At 39.3% G+C, this 18,626-nt stretch carries 20 protein-coding genes; 8 read left to right on the top strand and 12 right to left on the bottom strand.

What is annotated here, in order from left to right; all coding sequences use genetic code 11:
• The first annotated feature begins 11 nt into the window (after positions 1-11).
• Positions 12-875, top strand: coding sequence for a transglutaminase-like domain-containing protein (locus tag ACS5PU_RS00100; RefSeq protein WP_439457248.1), 864 nt, complete (start codon positions 12-14; stop codon positions 873-875).
• Between the two features lie 12 nt (positions 876-887).
• A complete protein-coding gene (locus tag ACS5PU_RS00095) occupies positions 888-2,015 on the top strand; it encodes a glycoside hydrolase family 18 protein (protein WP_439457247.1) in 1,128 nt (375 codons plus the stop codon).
• 34 nt (positions 2,016-2,049) lie between these two features.
• On the opposite strand, the gene ACS5PU_RS00090 is transcribed toward ACS5PU_RS00095, so the two are convergent.
• The 9 genes from ACS5PU_RS00090 to ACS5PU_RS00050 all read right to left on the bottom strand — a co-directional run bounded on the left by ACS5PU_RS00090 (position 2,050) and on the right by ACS5PU_RS00050 (position 9,472).
• On the bottom strand, positions 2,050-2,607 hold the full coding sequence (locus ACS5PU_RS00090) for a hypothetical protein (RefSeq protein WP_439457246.1): 558 nt from the start codon (positions 2,605-2,607) through the stop codon (positions 2,050-2,052).
• Between the two features lie 39 nt (positions 2,608-2,646).
• Complete coding sequence (locus ACS5PU_RS00085; RefSeq protein ID WP_439457245.1) at positions 2,647-3,558, bottom strand: alpha/beta hydrolase; 912 nt, start codon at positions 3,556-3,558, stop codon at positions 2,647-2,649.
• 2 nt (positions 3,559-3,560) lie between these two features.
• Entirely contained in the window at positions 3,561-4,106 is a 546-nt protein-coding gene (locus ACS5PU_RS00080) for a hypothetical protein (RefSeq protein WP_439457244.1), read from the bottom strand.
• A gap of 57 nt (positions 4,107-4,163) precedes the next feature.
• A protein-coding gene (gene prfB, locus ACS5PU_RS00075; protein ID WP_439457243.1) for a peptide chain release factor 2 occupies positions 4,164-5,238 on the bottom strand; the annotation gives its coding sequence in 2 pieces (ribosomal slippage) (positions 4,164-5,177 and positions 5,179-5,238; 1,074 coding nt in all).
• A gap of 401 nt (positions 5,239-5,639) precedes the next feature.
• A complete protein-coding gene (locus tag ACS5PU_RS00070; RefSeq protein ID WP_439457242.1) occupies positions 5,640-6,944 on the bottom strand; it encodes an amidohydrolase in 1,305 nt (434 codons plus the stop codon).
• A gap of 103 nt (positions 6,945-7,047) precedes the next feature.
• Positions 7,048-7,650: a DUF5034 domain-containing protein gene (locus ACS5PU_RS00065; protein WP_439457241.1), complete on the bottom strand. Its 603-nt coding sequence runs from the start codon at positions 7,648-7,650 to the stop codon at positions 7,048-7,050.
• Between the two features lie 54 nt (positions 7,651-7,704).
• Positions 7,705-8,223: an NHL repeat-containing protein gene (locus ACS5PU_RS00060; protein WP_439457240.1), complete on the bottom strand. Its 519-nt coding sequence runs from the start codon at positions 8,221-8,223 to the stop codon at positions 7,705-7,707.
• Positions 8,224-8,799: a hypothetical protein gene (locus ACS5PU_RS00055; protein WP_439457239.1), complete on the bottom strand. Its 576-nt coding sequence runs from the start codon at positions 8,797-8,799 to the stop codon at positions 8,224-8,226.
• 163 nt (positions 8,800-8,962) lie between these two features.
• Positions 8,963-9,472, bottom strand: coding sequence for a hypothetical protein (locus ACS5PU_RS00050; RefSeq protein WP_439457238.1), 510 nt, complete (start codon positions 9,470-9,472; stop codon positions 8,963-8,965).
• Positions 9,473-9,752: 280 nt separating this feature from the next.
• Here ACS5PU_RS00050 and pgi point away from each other — a divergent pair, with 280 nt between their 5' ends.
• From pgi to ACS5PU_RS00025, 5 genes are all read left to right on the top strand, one after another.
• Positions 9,753-11,399: a glucose-6-phosphate isomerase gene (pgi, locus tag ACS5PU_RS00045; protein ID WP_439457237.1), complete on the top strand. Its 1,647-nt coding sequence runs from the start codon at positions 9,753-9,755 to the stop codon at positions 11,397-11,399.
• Between the two features lie 300 nt (positions 11,400-11,699).
• Positions 11,700-12,053, top strand: a complete 354-nt coding sequence (locus ACS5PU_RS00040; RefSeq protein ID WP_439457236.1) for a hypothetical protein — start codon at positions 11,700-11,702, stop codon at positions 12,051-12,053.
• A 38-nt stretch (positions 12,054-12,091) separates the two neighbouring features.
• The gene (locus tag ACS5PU_RS00035; RefSeq protein WP_439457235.1) at positions 12,092-12,634 is read left to right on the top strand and encodes a YceI family protein; all 543 of its coding nucleotides are present in this window, start codon (positions 12,092-12,094) and stop codon (positions 12,632-12,634) included.
• 6 nt (positions 12,635-12,640) lie between these two features.
• Entirely contained in the window at positions 12,641-13,585 is a 945-nt protein-coding gene (locus ACS5PU_RS00030) for a DUF5777 family beta-barrel protein (protein ID WP_439457234.1), read from the top strand.
• 38 nt (positions 13,586-13,623) lie between these two features.
• On the top strand, positions 13,624-14,073 hold the full coding sequence (locus ACS5PU_RS00025) for a ubiquinol-cytochrome c reductase iron-sulfur subunit (RefSeq protein ID WP_439457233.1): 450 nt from the start codon (positions 13,624-13,626) through the stop codon (positions 14,071-14,073).
• 471 nt (positions 14,074-14,544) lie between these two features.
• Here ACS5PU_RS00025 and ACS5PU_RS00020 read toward each other — a convergent pair whose 3' ends face one another.
• From ACS5PU_RS00020 to ACS5PU_RS00010, 3 genes are read right to left on the bottom strand one after another with little or no spacing between them, the layout of a single operon-like run.
• On the bottom strand, positions 14,545-15,687 hold the full coding sequence (locus ACS5PU_RS00020) for an ABC transporter permease (protein WP_439457232.1): 1,143 nt from the start codon (positions 15,685-15,687) through the stop codon (positions 14,545-14,547).
• Complete coding sequence (locus ACS5PU_RS00015; protein WP_439457231.1) at positions 15,687-16,823, bottom strand: glycosyltransferase family 2 protein; 1,137 nt, start codon at positions 16,821-16,823, stop codon at positions 15,687-15,689. Before ACS5PU_RS00015 ends, ACS5PU_RS00020 begins: the two co-directional genes overlap by 1 nt.
• Positions 16,801-17,778 (bottom strand): hypothetical protein, encoded by a 978-nt coding sequence (locus ACS5PU_RS00010; RefSeq protein WP_439457230.1) that lies wholly within the window; start codon positions 17,776-17,778, stop codon positions 16,801-16,803. The genes ACS5PU_RS00015 and ACS5PU_RS00010 overlap by 23 nt, the downstream gene beginning before the upstream one ends.
• A gap of 41 nt (positions 17,779-17,819) precedes the next feature.
• On the opposite strand from ACS5PU_RS00010, the gene ruvC reads away from it, so the two are divergent.
• The gene (ruvC, locus tag ACS5PU_RS00005; protein WP_439457229.1) at positions 17,820-18,416 is read left to right on the top strand and encodes a crossover junction endodeoxyribonuclease RuvC; all 597 of its coding nucleotides are present in this window, start codon (positions 17,820-17,822) and stop codon (positions 18,414-18,416) included.
• Positions 18,417-18,626 lie beyond the last annotated feature (210 nt).

Below are 18,626 nucleotides of genomic sequence, written 5' to 3'. Positions count from 1 at the left end.
ATGTATGTTTTATGGAAAATAACGCAGAGATAAGTGCTTTAGTAAAATTGTTGGACGATCCTGACGAGGAAGTATACCAACATGTGGAGAAAAAACTGCTGGAATATGGTGGTGAAGTGATCCATTTTTTAGAAAATGCCTGGGAGCAATCGTTCGATGGCCTGATGCAGGAACGCATTGAAAACATAGTTCATCAAATTCAGTTCAAAACCGTTAAAGAAGATTTAAACCTTTGGTATTTAAGTGGTGCCTTCGATTTATTGCAGGGTGCTTTGATTATTAACCGTTACCAATACCCCGACTTAGACGAACAGAAGGTAATTAATCAGATAGAAGAAATAAAAAGGGACATTTGGCTGGGCCTACAATACGAAATGAGTTCGGTAGAAAAAGTAAAGCTGATTAACCACGTTTTATATCAACAATATGGCTTCGGGGGAAATACCAAAAACCACCACGATCCGCAGAACTCTTATTTAAACCAGGTACTGGAAAGCAAAAAAGGAAACCAGATTTCACTGGCGATTATTTATTCTACATTGGCGCAAAAATTAGACCTGCCTGTGTATGGGATTAATTTGCCGCAGCACTTTATTTTAGGCTATATAGACGACAGCAAGCAGGAAGGCAATGAATATGGGGTGCTGTTTTACATCAATGCATTTAACCGTGGCAATATTTTTGGCAAACATGATGTTGATCAGTTTCTGCGCCAACTCAATTTAGAAGCTTTGCCCGAATATTATAAACCCTGCAGCAATACCGATATTATCCGCCGTGTAATCAGAAACTTGATTTCGGCTTACGAAAATGCCGGAGCTACTGAAAAAGCTGCAGAATTAAACGAATTGCAGGATATTATTGCCGAAAAATAGTTTTACCGAAATATGCACAGAAGAACGCTTATCGCCACCAAAATTACCGCTATTGTTTTATGCTCGATCTGGAGTTTACAGTTAAAGGCGCAAAAAAACGTTAAGCCAAATGTGATAGCCTATTACACTGGGCAAAATTCGGTTATTGATAGCTTTCCGATAGAAAAATTAAGCCACCTGATTTACAGCTTTGGCCATTTAAAGGGCGATAGTTTAAATATCAGATCGGCAAAAGATTCGGCATTGATTGCCAAAATGGTAAGCTTAAAAAAGCGAAACCCCGATTTAAAGATAATGATTGCTATGGGCGGCTGGAGTGCCTGCAAAGATTGCTCAGAAGTATTTAGCCGCGCTGATGGACGCAAAACATTTGCTAAAACCACCAAAGAAATACTCGATTTTTTTCATGCTGATGGTGTAGATATCGATTGGGAATACCCTGCGGTATTGGGTTTCCCGGGGCACCGGTACACCATTGATGATAAGCACAACTTTACGCTACTGATTAAGGAATTAAGGAAAAAATTAGGCAAAAAGGCCGAAATCAGCTTTGCCGCTGGCGGCACCAAAAACTGTATCGATTCTTGTTTCGAATGGGATAAGGTAATGCCATTGGTAAACAGGGTAAACGTAATGAGCTACGATCTGGTAAGCGGGTACGCAACCAAAAGCGGTCACCATTCGCCTTTATTTGCCACTGCAGAACAAGATTTATCCGGCGATTATGCTGTTAATGCATTGATAGGTCTTGGCGTTCCTGCCCAAAAAATAGCATTGGGCGCTGCCTTTTACGCACGCATTTTCGAAAATACAACTGATGCAAACCAAGGCTTATACCAGCCTACAAAATTTATACAGGGCGTTTCTTTTAAGGACTTTAAAACACAGTTTTCTGCCCAAAATGGCTATACCTATTATTGGGATGATATAGCTAAAGCACCCTATTATTATAATCCCAAAACAAAATACCTGGCTACTTTTGATGATCCGAAATCAATTTCATTAAAAACCAAGTATGTAATGGATAGAAAGCTAAACGGCATTATGTTCTGGGAGCTTACCGATGATGCCTACACCAATGGTTTGCTGGATGTTATTGATCAAACGATGAAAGGGCTTAATGATAGCCGATCCAAGTAAAATCAATGGCCTAGAAATGAATTGCGTTTATCGGTTAGTCGCTAAATTTCGCTTTAAACTTTCCCTCAGTAATGTTTATAACGGCGCTATTAGCTGCTGTAGCCTGCCCGCTAAAAGTACCTTGTACGAAGCCGTCTTTTTTGTATGAAATATCCGAAATAAAATAGTTTACCCCTTTGGCATCATTTGCAGTAGAATACAGTACACCTAATTTATCTGTAAATTCTACATAATATCCTGGCGCTGTAAAATCTGAATTGCCCACATTAAGGCCTTTTTCAAAACCGATTATGGATTCTTCACTGTAGATTTTAAATTTCGGCTGCGAGACCAGGTTCTTATTGCCAAATACAATTAGTTTTCTTGGGCTTTCAGTTGCATTCCGATTAGCTAGCACATCCTTTATCGAAATCTGTTCGACATTCGCTTTGTACGAAATATAATATTCAGAATTTTGCTCACCTCCTGTATTACCGTTGCCACCCGGACTGGTATTTTGGCCCTGTGCATTCCAGTTAATTTCTTTTTTACAACTTGCTATAGTGAGGATAGCAATAAGAGATACCATTAGGTATTTCACCGTTTTTTGCATTGTGTTTTAAGTTAAGACGTTAAAATATCCGCAAATATATTAAAACTTCTCTTTTTTTATCCAGTCAGCCAGCAAGTTAAACCAATCTACATCCGAAGTTTTGTTTATTAAACCAAATCCATGTCCGCCGTTTTCGTACAGGTAAATTTCGGTATCAACTTTGCTTTTCTTTAATGCTTGGTTCATTAAAACGCTATTGGCATAGGGTACCGTTTTATCATCCTTTGCATGCACAAAAAATACAGGCGGCGTTTTCTTGTTCACGTTTTTATTGGCCGAAAAATAATGTTTCAAACTATCGGATGGAGCAGCACCTAAAAGATTTTTCATGGTACCGGTATGTACCGATTCTTCAAAGCTGATTACCGGATAAATCAAAGCGGCAAAACTAGGCTTCAGATTTATTTTTTCGGGATCGGTAATTTTAAGATCGTTGTAATGGGCAACCAGCGTAGAGGCAAAATGCCCACCGGCAGAAAAACCCATTATCCCTACCTTATTTGCTTTAATACCATATTTTTTGGCATTCTTTTTTACCAGATAAATGGCCTGCTGTGCATCTTGTAGGGGGCCATAGGTTTTATCAACCATAATTGCATCGCTCGGCAAACGGTATTTCAATACAAAAGCGGTTACGCCAATGGCATTAAAACGTTTGGCTACATCGGTTCCTTCGTGACTAAAAGCTAAAGCACCATAACCGCCACCCGGACAAATAATTACTGCTGTTCCGGTAGCAATTTCTTTAGGCGCTTCAAAAACCGTCATGGTAGGTACCGAAACTTTGGTAATGCTCAGTGTTCCGTTACTGCGTACTTCGGTATGTTCTACGTAATTTTCGGGGGTAGGTTTAGCACCCGGGATTTCATTAACATACAATGGGATTACTTCTTGTGCTTTCACATGAATGACTAAAATTGATACTATGATCAGGGTTAAACTAAATTTCATACCTATTTGATTTCTTTTTTACTAGATCTAAGATAGAACAACAGCGATTTATATTCCTCCTCAGCCATTAAATGGATTGGAATAAAAAACGGTGAGGGATTCAATAAATTTGTGATACTAATGTATTTATCGTAAACTTTAAAGTTATTAATGATCTCCCACTTAGCAAATGACCTATAATGTTCTGTTATACCTTCAACTCCCTCATCATTAATGATAATTTTTCGGGTACTTGACTGATTAAAAGCAAGATTTAGATCACGCTTTACCCGAGTATAAAAATTACGTTTAGCTCTAAAAAACCTAAATAGGAACAATAAGGATATCATCCAAAAGATAAATAATATTTCCAGATCAATCTCCCTGTCAAACTCTTGAGTTTTTGGGGTATTTTCAATCATATTATAGAAATACCCACAAAAAATAATACCCAATACAAAAAATGTAAACGAAATAATTAAAAGCTTTTTTCCGTGGACATGCCAAACCAGTTTGCTTGCTTCAATCATATTTTGCTTAACATTATGATCTTCAATTTCTATATGCACAGTAATAAGATTGCTTAATTGTATTATTTGATAATCTCAGCTCTCGTTTTCACAAGATCAAAACTCCATTAAATATGCTTTCAAAAAGTCGTTGATATCGCCATTTAACACAGCATCTGGATTAGATGTTTGATAATTGGTACGGTGATCTTTCACTCGCCTGTCATCTAAAACATAACTCCTGATCTGTGAGCCCCACTCTATCTTTTTCTTCGATCCTTCTACGGCAGCAATGGCTTCGTTACGTTTACGTTCTTCGATTTCGTACAATTGAGATTTAAGCAAACGGATGGCATTTTCTTTATTTTGTAACTGGGATCTCGACTCTTGGTTTTTAATAATTATACCCGAAGGTTTGTGGTAAAGACGCACGGCAGTTTCTACCTTATTTACATTTTGACCACCGGCCCCTCCGGCCCTAAAGGTTTCAAACTCTATATCTGCCGGGTTAATATCAATCTGGATGGTTTCATCAACCAAAGGATAAACATACACCGATGCAAACGAAGTATGTCTCCGCGCATTAGAATCAAATGGTGATATGCGCACCAAGCGATGAACGCCGTTTTCACCTTTGAGGTAGCCGTAAGAAAAATCGCCATCAAACTGAAGTGTTACTGATTTGATGCCTGCAATCTCCCCTTCCTGACTATCTTGTTCGGTAATTTTATAGCCGTTTTTTTCGCCCCACATCAGGTACATCCGCATTAACATGTAGGCCCAATCGCAACTTTCAGTTCCGCCTGCTCCTGCCGTAATCTGCATTACTGCTGAAAGCTGATCTTCTTTACTGCGCAGCATATTTTTAAGCTCGAGGTCTTCTACAGCTTGTTTGGCCGTTTCAAACTGCTCTTTCATTTCAGCTTCCGAAGCATCTCCTGATTGAAAAAAATCGAACATTACAGCTGCATCTTCAACCGCATTATTGGTTTGGTTGAAGCCATCAGTCCATTTTTTCTTCGAACTTATTTCGGCAAGAATTTTCTCTGCTTTTTTAGGGTCGTCCCAGAAATCGGGCGCCATGGTTAATTTTTCTTCTTCGCGGATGGCGTAAAGTAGCTCATCAACGTCAAAGATACCTCCTTAGAGACGTTACCCTGTCTCTTAAATCCTGAATCTGTTCTTTGGTCATGAAACAAATATAGGAAATTTAACCTCCCTTTTGCATTTAGTGGTGTTGTTGATTTGATCATGATTAGAATTGAGACCATTAAGTTTACAATTATCGTCATGGACCACAGTTAGCCATAATACTATTGACAGTTTGCAACCACAATTACCATTAAGGAATTAAGAACATTAAGTTTAAAATTGTCCTCTTGGAAAATAGTTAACCATTAACCATGATACTATTGGCAGTTTGCAACCACAATTACCATTAAGGAATTAAGGACATTAAGTTTAAAATTTTCCTCATGGAATACAGTTAACCAGTTTAAACAATTAACCGATTAACCTTAATATAGTTTGCAATAGGTAGTTTGCCGTCACCAATGAACAAATGACCAATGAACTAATGACTAATGAACCAAACTACTTCTTCATTACCATATAATCCAGCGTGAGGTTAGCCAGCAGCTTTACGCCTAGCACAAATCCGCTTTCATCAAGGTAAAAATCAGGGGTGTGGTGCGAGGCGGCTTTTAATGGGTCTTTACCTTTTGGCATTCCACCTAAGAAAACGAACAGACCGGGTACTTTTTCCTGAAAGAAAGAAAAATCTTCGGCACCTGTAACCGGGGGTTTTAATTTAACGTGGTCGGCACCGGCAGTGGCCTGCATACTCGGTAACATTTTTTCGGTTAAGGCAATATTGTTAAAAGTAACAGGGTAATGGTTGCTATACGGGATTTTTACTTCGGCCGTTGCACCGCCAGCTTCAGCCGTTTTTGTTACGATGGTTTTGATCCTATCGATAAACATGGCCTCATCCTCTTTACTAAAATTGCGGACGGTTCCCAGCATTTCTACTTTTTCGGGAATAATATTTGAACGCACCCCTCCATTAATAGCACCAATGGTAACTACGCCCGGGTTTTCGGTAACATTTAAATTTCTGCTTACAATAGTTTGCAGGTTATTGATAATCTGCGCTGAAATAACTACCGGATCGATGCTGCTCCATGGGTAAGCCCCATGTGCCTGTCTGCCGGTAACGGTAATTTTCATATCGTTTACAGCAGCCATGGTTCCGCCGGGGCGATAAGTTACCTCGCCCACTTCGGTTTGGGAATTAATGTGCAGACCAAAAATTGCATCAACTTTAGGATTTTCCAATACCCCCTCTTTAATCATTAAGGCCGCACCACCTTCGTCGCCGGCTGGCACACCCTCTTCGGCAGGTTGGAATATAAATTTCACAGTTCCCTGAATATCCTTTTGCATCGATGCCAGCACCTCGGCTACGCCCATTAAAATGGCCACATGGCTATCGTGACCGCAGGCATGCATTACGCCAACTTCTTGCCCGTTATACTGTGTTTTTACTTTTGAGGCAAAAGGCACATCTACCCTTTCGGTAACCGGCAAGCCATCCATATCGGCCCTTAATGCCACCACTGGCCCGGGTTTACCACCTTTTAAAATACCCACTACACCTGTTTTAGCTACACCTGTGGTTACCTTTATCCCTAACGATTCTAAATGTTTCGCTACAATACCTGCTGTTCTTACTTCCATATTGCCCAGCTCCGGATGTTCGTGAAAATCGCGCCTCCAGGCAATAACCTTTTGTTCTAAGGCATCTGCTTTTTTGGCAACTGTTGATCTTAACTCAGATTTTTGGGCATACGCATGGATAGAAATTAGCGAAAAAACAATCAGGTATACTTTTTTCATGAAGCGGTTGGTTTAAGTTTAAGGATTTACGAATCTAATCAATTTGATCGTGAAGACCATCAAGCTTTAAAATTCAGGGAAACTAACTGTCGTTTTTCAAATTTTAGGCCAGTTCAACCTCAGTTGTTTCAGCTTCTAAAATTCTACCATCTGATAAAGTAATGGTTAGTTTAAATTGATGTTTCTTGTTAATACTGGGCGCCGCCTGTAAAAAAACACCTTCATAAAAGGGATACATGGTATCATATCCAAGCTCATTAGCCGTTTTAATGTAATCAGCAATTGAAATCATCGTAACACCTTTTCTTGCCTTAAAATACAAGGTGAGATCAGTATTTTTAGGATGACTGGCGTCAAAATCGTTATTTGAAACTATCTTCAGCGAAACAACACGCTCCTTGGCGATAAAGTTATCATCATTGCAACTGCAAGCGTAAGCGGTTTGCATTAATCCCCAATTAAGCTGTTGCTTACGCATTGTGAGCAATGTGGTTTGCAGCCGCACCTGAATACCGTAATTGGCATTGGAAATTATCCTGGAATTGGTAACCATAGAATCTGGCAGAGACTTATCCATATTTTTAAGGGATAATGCTTTATTCGTGAAATAAATGTTCCGCGTTGGCGGACAATTACAGTTTACACATGCTACGATAAGTTGCGAGATTAAGGCTAACCCCAAAATGTACAATACCTTCTTAATCATGAGGAACGTTTATTGGATTAAAAAAGCCATCCGAAGATGGCTTTTAAGTTTTTATTAACCTTTTTTAAATACGATAATCCTTCTACCATAAACATCACAGGCAATCACATCGCCATTCGGAGCAATAGTTACATCTACCAAATTCAAAAATGAACCAGCCCCTATTTTCTCTTGAATATCTCCATTCTCATCCGTTTTGATAATAACTCCTTCTCCCGAATTCGCCAGGTAAATGTTATCACCAAAAGCCCTAAGCCCATAGATATATCCCTTTATCGCGAAAATTTTTAAGAACTTGCCGTTCTTATCAAAAACTTCAATCCTGTTATTTCTGGTATCTGAAACATATATCTTGTTTTTAAAATAACATATCCCAAACGGGGCATCAAAATCTCCTTCAGCCTTCCCCTGCTTTCCAAATTTTAGCAATAAATTCCCGTTCTGATCATATTTTTTAATCCGGTGATTTACACCATCCACAATCCAGATATTCTGCTCATCATCTATTGTTAAACATTCTATATTACCAAAATTACTGTCGCCCGTACCATAAGTACCCCATTCTTTGATCAATTACTTATTTGGGTTAAATATTTGCACATAGCTACTGCTTTGAGTTCTAGTAGCAATATAATTTCCATTGCTGAAAAATGCCATTGCCCTGGCTGAAGAACCTGAATAAAACTGTTCAATAAAGCTACCAGTAGCACTGAATTTTAAAACCCTATTCAACCCGTCATCGCTGACATAAATATTCCCGTTTTTATCAACCTCAACATGCATATTAAAGTTAAATTGAGTCGGTCCCGTTCCTTCCGAACCAAAAGATAGAGCCTTATAATAGTTAAATGCCGATGTGTAACCAAAATCTGCATCGCTAAACCTGCTGAATGACGAGGTGCTGTTGTATGTTCTAACCTTATAAAAGTTTTTGGTTAATGATTTTGCTATGGTAACATCGTCAAAAGTGGTATCAGCAAGTTCCTTTAATAACACATATTTTTGAGTAGCATCGTTGAACTTATATAACTGATATTTCTGGGCCAATGGCATAGGAGTCCAAGAAATGGTTATGCGTGATCCGTAAATACCTTTTGAAGCTTTTAGATTTATAGGCCTATCCACATCAAGTGTGTCTATAATTTTCAAGGTATCTATTTTAGTTATCCCCTCCTTTTCACAAGAAGAAAAAAAGAAACAACAAAAAAGCAGGCAAGATGTTGCCAAAAGAGAGAGCGTCCTAAACATATTTTTAAATTTTCACGAAGATAGTTATTTAGCGGAATTTGTTAAATAATTATCCGCTATTCCATTACCCAAACATCCCCTTCAGTTTATCCATAATTCCACTTTCACCGGTTTGCCCAGGTTGTTGTGCCTGCCCACTGCCGCCAAACATGCCAATTACATCGTTGACATCGAATTTGCCATCGCTTCCGCCTAAACTTCCCAAAACGTCTTTAAGGTTAAAGGAACTATCATTAGGGTCGTTGGTTTTTTGGGTAAACTTGGCAATAAGCCCAGGAATAATGCTCGAAGCCAATGATTTTGCCGTATCGGTATTAATTCCTAGCCCACTCAACTTATCTACAAAACTCCCGGCTGCCTGCGTGGCTACCTGGGTGCCTTCGGATTTGTTCCCGTTAAAAATATCGGTTAATGCACCTATATTTCCTGATGAAAGCTGATCCTTTAAACTGTCGAAAATAGAACCTGAGGCAGCCTGAATTACGGCTTCGTTTTTCTCGTTTGGAATAGCAGCGTTGTTAACAACACTTTCCTGTACGTTTTCACGTACCAATTGGTTTAAGTTTTCTAACATAGTAATTAGTTTAATGGTAAAAATTAATTAATAGGGACGTTATACTAAAGTTAAGTGGTTTAGCTGACAATTAAAATCCAAAATGCCCGATAAAATAAATTTAACAAAAACTTAATGATTGCTGGTACAACTGCATTCTGCTATCAACAACCCTTTATTAACCCAAATTTTTCTATATAAACGGTAAGGGTAAAAAAATTAATAGCTTCTTAACGATTTTGAACATTAAAAAGACCGTTTTATTTTTTTGCTTTATTACTTTTACAAAAAACCAAAGATTATGTTACCTAAAGTAAATTTTACAGAAACTGAGGCCTACAAATATTTAGCCGATCATTTTATAGATATCAATCAAAAAAGCATTAAAGATCTTTTTGCTGAAGATGCAGATCGTTTTAATAAATTTTCTGTTTTTTTTGAAGATATCTTACTGGACTATAGCAAAAACCGCATCAGCGCCGAAACCCTGGCACTATTGATCCAGTTGGCCCGCGAGTGTAAACTGGATGAAGCCATAAAATCGATGTACAATGGCGATAAGATTAACGAAACTGAAGACCGTTCGGTACTCCACATCGCTTTGCGCAATTTAAGCAATAGCCCAATTCTGGTTGATGGTAAAGATGTAATGCCTGATGTGAATGCTGTATTGGCCAAAATGGAGAAATTCAGCAACAGCATTATCAGCGGTGAGTGGAAAGGCTATACGGGCAAAGCCATTACCGATATTGTAAACATCGGTATCGGTGGTTCTGATTTAGGTCCGGTAATGGTTACCGAAGCTTTAAAGCACTATAAAAACCACTTAAATATTCATTTTGTATCCAACATCGATGGTACCCACATTGCAGAAACATTAGCTGGCTTAAATGCTGAAACTACTTTGTTTTTGGTGGCTTCGAAAACTTTTACCACGCAAGAAACCATGACCAATGCACACTCTGCACGTACCTGGTTTTTAGAAAAAGGCGGTAAAGAAAACGACATTGCCAAACACTTTGCTGCATTATCTACTAATGCGAAAGATGTATCGGCCTTCGGTATCGATACCGAAAATATGTTCGAGTTTTGGGATTGGGTTGGCGGACGTTATTCTTTATGGAGCGCAATTGGTCTGTCAATTTCACTGAGCATTGGCTTTGATAATTTTAAACAACTGTTGGCGGGTGCACATGCTGCTGACAATCATTTTAAAACAGCCGAATTTGAAAGCAATTTACCGGTAATCTTAGGTTTATTGGGTGTTTGGTATATTAATTTCTATAACGCAGAAACGCAGGTTATTTTGCCTTACGACCAGTACATGCACCGTTTTGCCGCTTATTTTCAGCAAGGCGATATGGAAAGTAACGGTAAACATGTGGACAGAAATGGTAATGAGGTTGATTACGAAACCGGACCAATTATTTGGGGCGAGCCAGGTACAAACGGTCAGCATGCCTTTTACCAGTTGATACACCAGGGCACGCGGATAATTCCTGCTGATTTTATTGCACCAGCGCAGAGCCTAAACCCACTTGGCGATCATCACCCTATTTTGCTGTCTAACTTCTTTGCACAAACCGAAGCTTTAATGAACGGTAAAACCGAAGAAGAAGTAATTGCCGAATTAAAGAAAGAAGGTAAATCTGATTCAGAAATCCAAAAGATTGCTCCATTTAAAGTGTTTGAAGGCAACCGCCCAACAAACTCTATCCTATTGAAAAAAGTAACCCCGTATACCTTGGGCAGTTTAGTAGCTATTTATGAGCATAAAATATTTGTTCAGGGCATTATTTGGAACATTTTCAGTTTCGATCAATGGGGAGTAGAGCTGGGCAAGCAACTGGCTAAAAAGATCCTTCCTGAATTAGATGGAAATGAAAAAGTTTCCAGTCACGATAGTTCAACAAATGGTTTGATTAATCAATATAAAGTCTGGAGATAATATAAAAACATTAGTCTAGCGCTTAAAGCCGTTCCGATATAAATATCGGAACGGCTTTTTTTTGCCTGTTTTTTTTTCTTCAAGGCAACCTATCCTAAAAAACATACGTATCGATTAAGATTTCAAGTTTAAAATCAGTTAATCATAAAAAATAACAGGTTTTCTGAAACAAACCACTATAAAACCAAGCCATTTGGATATGACCATCAAAAAGCAGGCAATTACTATTTTTTCCGATGCCACATGGCCAATTTACGCCACCACAAAACGATGCTTATCCTAATCTTAAAATAAATACCTATGAAAAAACAAAATGCCATCTTTTTACTAACCGTATTTGCCGCATTACTTTTTGCCTGCTCAAAAAAACAAGCAGAAGAATTAAAACCAACAGGCCCAACACCAGTAAGCACCGCAAACGTAACCTATTCAAATTTTGTTGGCGCACTTTTTCAAACCAAATGTGCCAATTGTCATGGTCCTAATGCACCCATCAGAACAGTATGGTTATTTAACGGCCTAGCTTCGGTAAGGAGCGATACACGTATAGCCAATAGCGTGCTGGTTGCCAGAACAATGCCAAAGGGCAGCACCCTAACCGTAAATGAAAGAGAATTATTGCAGGCATGGTTTGATAAAAATATGCCCGAATAGGGATTAACCTCCTAATCAAAAACTTAAATCAAAAACCGATGCAGAAATTAATTGTCACACTTATAGCCCTGTTGCTCTGTACAGGCATTAAAGCCCAGATTTGGGTAAGTAAAACCGTAAATGCTTCATTTTTTTCTTCTACACCTTTAGAAGATATAGATGCCCAGAGCAAAACTGGCGCCTCGGCCATTAACGTAAAAACCAACGAAATAATTTTCAAGATCAACAACAGCTCTTTCCAGTTTAAAAAAAAGCTGATGCAGGAACATTTCAATGAAAACTACATGGAAAGCGACAAATATCCCACATCAGATTTTAAGGGGAAAATTGTAGAGCAGGTTGACCTTACAAAGCCGGGCACCTATACCGTAACGGTAAAGGGGAACCTGCAGATCCATGGCGTTTCGAAAGAATACCAAACCAAGGCATCGTTAATTGTTGCCAACGATGAAATCAAGGCCAGTTCGGCCTTTAATGTGAAACTTGCTGATCACGGTATTAAAATCCCAACCATTGTTTTCAAACAAATTGCAGAAACCATACAGGTTAAAATGACAGCTACTTACCAACCTAAAAAATAACACCATATGAAATATTATCTAAAATCTCTTTTGTACCTATTTACCCTCTTGCCATCTTTGGCTTTTGCACAAGATTCGTTAGAAAATGCGCTGCAGATGCCCATAGAAAAAAAGAATGTGCAGGCTACTTTTAAAGCAACCAAACTGATCAATATCCAAACCAATGAAACCATTTACAAAAATGAAATGGATTTTAGGGTAGACCACCGCTTTGGCGATATTGCAGGCAGTGGTGGAGGGATTAAGAACTTTTTCGGACTGGATCAATCGACCGATATCCGCATCGGTTTTGATTACGGCATCAGCGATAAGCTATCAGTAGGTATTGCAAGGGCAAAAGGCTCGGGGACGGTTACACAACTCTACGAAGGGAATCTGAAATACCGCCTGTTGGAGCAAACCGCAGACGAAAAAATACCTGTAGCCATCACTTTATTTGGCAGTACAACTGTTGCCGCAGTGAAAGCCTCAACTGATCCAACAGCAGCAAATGCTTTTAGCGAATTTAAGGATCGGTTGGTATATATTGTTCAAGGCGTAATTGCCCGGAAATTCAATTCCAACTTCTCCATGCTCATCATGCCATCGTACATACACCGCAATTTCACTGTTTTTGGCGATGAAAATGATCTTTTCGCGGTATCAGTAGGTGGCCGTATAAAGCTTACCAAACGTATGGCTTTTGTTGCCGATTATACTTTACCGTTTAGGAACAAGGATAAAAAGGCTTACCTGGAAAGCACTAACGGCAACCAGTTTTACAATACCCTTGGTGCTGGATTGGAGTTTGAAACCGGGGGGCATATTTTTCACCTCAACTTTACCAATGCTACAGCCATACAGGAATCTCAGTTTATTACCGATACCAATACATCATGGCTTAAGGGGCAGTACCGCTGGGGCTTTAGTATTGCACGAAGGTTTTCTTTTGATAAGAAAAAAGCAAAATAGCTCAAATTCAACCAAAAAAATAAACTAACAGAACAATTATGGAACGTAACGAATTTATCAAATCCTTAGGCCTTGGCGTTGCCTTGGTTTGTACAGGAACCTGTTTTTCTGCCTGCGGCAAAAAGAGCGATTCGCCAGAGCCTAGCAAGCCAAACGGCGGCGTAACGCCCGGAACTACGGCAAGTGTAGATCTGAGCACGCAAATATTGGCGGTGGGTGCATCTGTTGTGGTAAGTGGTATCCTATTTATCAGAACTGCTTCAGGAAACACAGTCACTTCATTTGCAGCTACCCAGGCTGCTTGCCCGCACCAGGGCGGTGCTTTAAGTTTTATTCAGGCCAGCAATTATATACAATGTGCTTTACACAGCTCGAGGTATACTACAACAGGCAGCATTTTAGCGCAACCGAATGATGGCGGTACCACCAGTGCCTTAAAGGTTTATTCGCTTACGGTTACAGGAAATACGCTTACTGCAATAACATAATAAATTGTTTTGTTAACCAACTTAGATTTCAGAAACAGTCTAAGTTGGTTCTTTAATGGTTATAACGTGCATCACTCCAGTCATGGAGATGTGCATATTTGTCAGTATGAGCTTGAATTTATTTTATAAAAATCACTATGAATAACAAATTTTTATGTAGTTCATTGGTTGCAAAAACTAGTCATTGCGTGGACCTATTCCGATTCATCGGAATAGCTTTTTCAGCTCCCGATTTTCGGAGAAGCAATCTTAAAACGATCGCTACCCCGCTTGCGCATAAAGATTCCCGCATACGCGGGAATGACGCCCGATTTAAACATATTATTGATAGCAGATTAGAAGAACATTTAGATAAAAATGACCAAAAACAGTTCACTTCCGTTTCGTGAAGACACGAACCGGAGGCGGTTATATTGATTGAGAGAAAACCTATAATTATAGGTTTAGCGTGCATATTGTAACCAAAATCCCTTAAACGGTCACATTTTGGCCCTTCACATCGAAAGCATCGCATAAACCGATAGCTAAAACGTTAAAAGCATATACCGTAAGCATAATGGCTAAACCAGGTAAAATGGCCAGGTAAGCAGCATCCATGATAATGTAGCCATAATGTTCCTTAATCATGCTTCCCCAGCTGGGCATAGGCGGTTGTGCTCCAAAGCCCAAAAAGCTTAAGCCGGTTTCTAACAGGATGGCTGATGCAAAATTGGAAGAAGCTACTACTAAAATAGGCCCTGCAATATTGGGCAGTATATGTTTAATAATTGTTCGGCTGGTACTAAAGCCTAAGGCCCTTGCGGCCTCTACAAACTCTACCTCTTTTAAGGCCATTACCTGCCCTCTTACCAAGCGGGCTACATCTACCCAGGTAGAGAGTCCAACAGCAATAAATATCTGCCAGAAACCTTTCCCTAAAGCAAACGATATGGCAATTACCAATAGCAATGAAGGCAAAGACCACACTACATTCATAAACCAGCTGATGGCAGCATCTACACGGCCACCAAAATAACCTGCTACTGCACCTAAACTCACCCCAATAAAAAGTGATATCAATACCGCCATTAATCCAACAGATAGCGAAACACGGATACCTAAAATTAAACGGCTCAATAAATCGCGCCCATAAATATCGGTACCCAAAATATAGGTTTGTTTGTAGATATTATTTTTTTCGAAGATGACCTGTATATTACCTTTTTGAGCAGGAAGCATACAGCTGGGACATAAATCTTTTAGTTCATATCTGGTTGCTTTGGCTTTCTCATCATCGCCAATATATTCCTGTACAAAAACCGCCCCGTCCTTTATGCTGTACGAACTAATCGGAATGCTTTTAAAGCTTGGTGTTTGCCCATAAAGCATCCTCTCAAAGAAACTTACCCGGTCAATTTTTGGGTTTGTACCGGTAATTAAAAACGTAAATGTGCTACCGGGTTTCTTCTTATTTAACTGGAGGGTTTGAACATTTGCATTGGGCGAATCATCGGGCATAATCAGATAGCCCAAAATACCCATCACCATTAAAAGTGAAATAAACACCAATCCGCCTAAAGCGAATTTATTGCGCTTAAACTTTAACCATACTTTTTTTGATGGGCTGTTATCCATTATCTAACCATTCTGCCTTTCCAATCGTATTTTCCGCTGTTTCCGGCAATGCCAATATAAACCATATACAGTATGTGCAGCACATTCAGCACCGGAATTAAAAAGAGTAAACTGCGCCTTTTTGCAAAACCGGTCACATTCCATAAAAATAAGGTTTCTAAAACCATTTTTACCAATAGCTGGTAAAATGTAATGGTTAAAAAACCCGGAATAAATAAGCCGGTAATAAAGTTTGATAGGATGCTGAGGTTAAAAATCCAGATCAGTACCCCCAAAACAATAATGGCTTTATTTTTATAGCGGGTACTTTTAGATGCCCACCGTTTACGTTGCTGGATAAAGGCCCTCAGGTTTTCTTTGGCGTGTGTATACACAATGGCTTCCCTATTTTTTAAAAAGCCGATCCGATCCGGATACTTGGATGCGATTTTATGCAGCAGCAGTTCATCATCGCCTGAAGCCAGATCATCAATGCCCTGAAAGCCGCCCACTTCGTAAAAAGTTGTTTTCTCGTAAGCTAAGTTTGCCCCGTTACAGGTGGAAGGCTGTTTGTTGCCAATGGTTGAGGCACCTAAACCGATCAGGTATAAAAATTCTAAAGACTGCAGGCGTTCAAAAAAGCTTTTTTCCTGAAAATAGGCTACAGGAGAGGAAATCATCTTGTACTTTTTCTGTTCATATAGCTCCACAATGGTAGCGAGCCAGTTTTCGCCCATCCTGCAATCGGCATCGGTAGTGATGATGAGGTCGCCCGAACAGGTTCCAATGGCGGTTTGTATGGCTTTCTTTTTATACGAATTTAAGGCCCGATCTTCATTGAGCTTAATCAATTTAACCTTTTCTGCTGCATAGCTAATTACAATCTCAGCAGTGCGGTCTGTAGAGTGGTCATCAATAATGATAATTTCTGTTAAGGCTTTTGGATATTGCTGGGCAATCAGATCATTGATGGTTTTGGCAATATTAGCCTCCTCATTACGGGCAGCAACAATAATAGAAACCTTGGTTTGTGGATCTGATTTTTCGGGAACGAAATAAACTAAGCTATGCCAGCCCCTGATAAAGTTAAGCACCAAAAAACCATAAATTAAGGTTAAAGCAGCGGATAGTAGACTAATTAGATTTAAGATTTCCAAAAAAATTGAGTTTAAAAACGAAATAAGTGCCTAAGATAGCAGGAATTATAATATTTATTAGCCAAATACTTGCAGTACATGCAATAACTGCTACATGTTGATCGGTTACATGCTTAAATAATTCTACCGCAGTAACGCTTCTGATGCCAACATCGAAAAGATCTAGCGATGGCAATGCCGACTGGACCAAAAAGAGCAGGCAGGTCATCATGATAATATCCGCATAATGCAAGCCCGGCACCAGCCAAACAAAAAGGATAAAATATTGCGAGCTGAACACCAGATAACGTACAAAACAGTACATGATAATTTTAAACAGTTCTCTTTTGCGGTAACGGGCTAAGATGCTGTAAAACTTTTTGTATTTCCGCGTAAACTTAAACGATAGCAAAATGCCATTTAGCCATCGGATATTAAAATAAAAGATCAGGAAAAACAGGCAGAAAAACACTGCAAGGAAAACAACTGCTATAAAAAGTACCCGGTCAATCGGGATAAAGCGGTATATAAAAAAGCAGGCGGCAATTGCGCCAAACACATTGGTGAGCACCAGCTGGCCGATACTGCCCACACTCATGGCCACAATGCCAACAATTCTTCTTTTGGGCGAAAGGAAAAATACCCGGCCACCGTATTCACCCAATCTGTTAGGTGTAAAGATGGCGAGCGTTAACCCGCAGAAAACCGATTCGATAGCACGATAAAAAGTGATCGGTTCGATGTGGCTCATCAGGTATTTCCATTTTCCGGCTTCCAAAAACCAGTTCACAAACATGAGCAGTACAACCAAACCGATTACCGCAATAATTTCTACCTGCGAAATACCGGTAAGCAGCGTACTAAAATTGTGAAGATTTTTGTTTGCAACGAGCTTATGGTAAATAAACCAAAAAGCAAATATTACAATTGCAGCTTTTATTAAAAGTGATAATATTTTTTTGTTCTTGCCTGTCAAGATTACCTTTTTAGTTTGCAAATATGCTTAATATTGCTGTAATGTTGAACGAAAAAAAGGAACGGGTTATTATGGGCATAGATCCAGGCACAGCGGTGATGGGTTATGGCGTAATTTTAGAAAAGGGAAATAAAACGGAGCTGATTAGTTTAGGGGTGGTAAAAATGACCCATCTTGATGATCCTTTTCTTAAGCTACAACGGATATTCGAAAAAACGGTGGTTCTGATCGATCAATATAAACCTGATGTACTGGCTATTGAAGCCCCTTTTTATGGAAAGAACATACAGGTTTTGTTAAAACTAGGGCGGGCGCAGGGAATTGCCATTGCTGCAGCGCTATCCAGAAATATCTCGGTAACCGAATATTCTCCCCGAAAGATAAAACAATCGATTACAGGCAGCGGTAATGCCACTAAAGAACAGGTTGCAGCCATGTTGCAGCGCCTGTTAAATTTTAAAGAAACCCCAGAGTTTTTAGATGCCACCGATGGCCTGGCTGTTGCCGTTTGCCATTCGTTCCAAAAAATTACATCGGGGGGTAAATCCAAAACCTATTCGGGCTGGGAATCTTTTGTTAGTGATAATAAAACCAAGGTAACCGGGGTTAAAAAAGCAAATAGCAAGCTTAAAGGTTAAGCTGTTTCTTCAATTCCTTATTGCAGACCGATGCCTGGGCTAAAGCAATGGCGTGAAGTCAATTTTAATGACATCTCCTTTTGTTGTCGTCCTTTAGATTTGTATTGGTCTTTTATTTTAAGGATTACAAATATTTAATTTGCTTAAATTATTAATCAGATTACCTAAAGCGGTAGCGGCACATTAAAATGTCGTCAAGGTTTTTATGCC

Source organism: Pedobacter sp. GSP4, assembly GCF_051857575.1.
Taxonomy (GTDB): Bacteria; Bacteroidota; Bacteroidia; order Sphingobacteriales; family Sphingobacteriaceae; genus Pedobacter.
Note: the sequence above shows the minus strand (reverse complement) of the source record. Positions and strands in the feature narration are given on the sequence as shown.

What these genes read in the sequence shown, in the direction of transcription:
- ACS5PU_RS00100 (WP_439457248.1), top strand. Translation starts at nt 12, where the DNA reads ATGGAAAATAACGCAGAGATAAGTGCTTTAGTAAAATTGTTGGACGAT.
- ACS5PU_RS00095 (WP_439457247.1), top strand. Translation starts at nt 888, where the DNA reads ATGCACAGAAGAACGCTTATCGCCACCAAAATTACCGCTATTGTTTTA.
- ACS5PU_RS00090 (WP_439457246.1), bottom strand. Translation starts at nt 2,607, where the DNA reads ATGCAAAAAACGGTGAAATACCTAATGGTATCTCTTATTGCTATCCTC.
- ACS5PU_RS00085 (WP_439457245.1), bottom strand. Translation starts at nt 3,558, where the DNA reads ATGAAATTTAGTTTAACCCTGATCATAGTATCAATTTTAGTCATTCAT.
- ACS5PU_RS00070 (WP_439457242.1), bottom strand. Translation starts at nt 6,944, where the DNA reads ATGAAAAAAGTATACCTGATTGTTTTTTCGCTAATTTCTATCCATGCG.
- ACS5PU_RS00065 (WP_439457241.1), bottom strand. Translation starts at nt 7,650, where the DNA reads ATGATTAAGAAGGTATTGTACATTTTGGGGTTAGCCTTAATCTCGCAA.
- ACS5PU_RS00050 (WP_439457238.1), bottom strand. Translation starts at nt 9,472, where the DNA reads ATGTTAGAAAACTTAAACCAATTGGTACGTGAAAACGTACAGGAAAGT.
- pgi (WP_439457237.1), top strand. Translation starts at nt 9,753, where the DNA reads ATGTTACCTAAAGTAAATTTTACAGAAACTGAGGCCTACAAATATTTA.
- ACS5PU_RS00040 (WP_439457236.1), top strand. Translation starts at nt 11,700, where the DNA reads ATGAAAAAACAAAATGCCATCTTTTTACTAACCGTATTTGCCGCATTA.
- ACS5PU_RS00035 (WP_439457235.1), top strand. Translation starts at nt 12,092, where the DNA reads ATGCAGAAATTAATTGTCACACTTATAGCCCTGTTGCTCTGTACAGGC.
- ACS5PU_RS00030 (WP_439457234.1), top strand. Translation starts at nt 12,641, where the DNA reads ATGAAATATTATCTAAAATCTCTTTTGTACCTATTTACCCTCTTGCCA.
- ACS5PU_RS00025 (WP_439457233.1), top strand. Translation starts at nt 13,624, where the DNA reads ATGGAACGTAACGAATTTATCAAATCCTTAGGCCTTGGCGTTGCCTTG.
- ACS5PU_RS00020 (WP_439457232.1), bottom strand. Translation starts at nt 15,687, where the DNA reads ATGGATAACAGCCCATCAAAAAAAGTATGGTTAAAGTTTAAGCGCAAT.
- ruvC (WP_439457229.1), top strand. Translation starts at nt 17,820, where the DNA reads ATGTTGAACGAAAAAAAGGAACGGGTTATTATGGGCATAGATCCAGGC.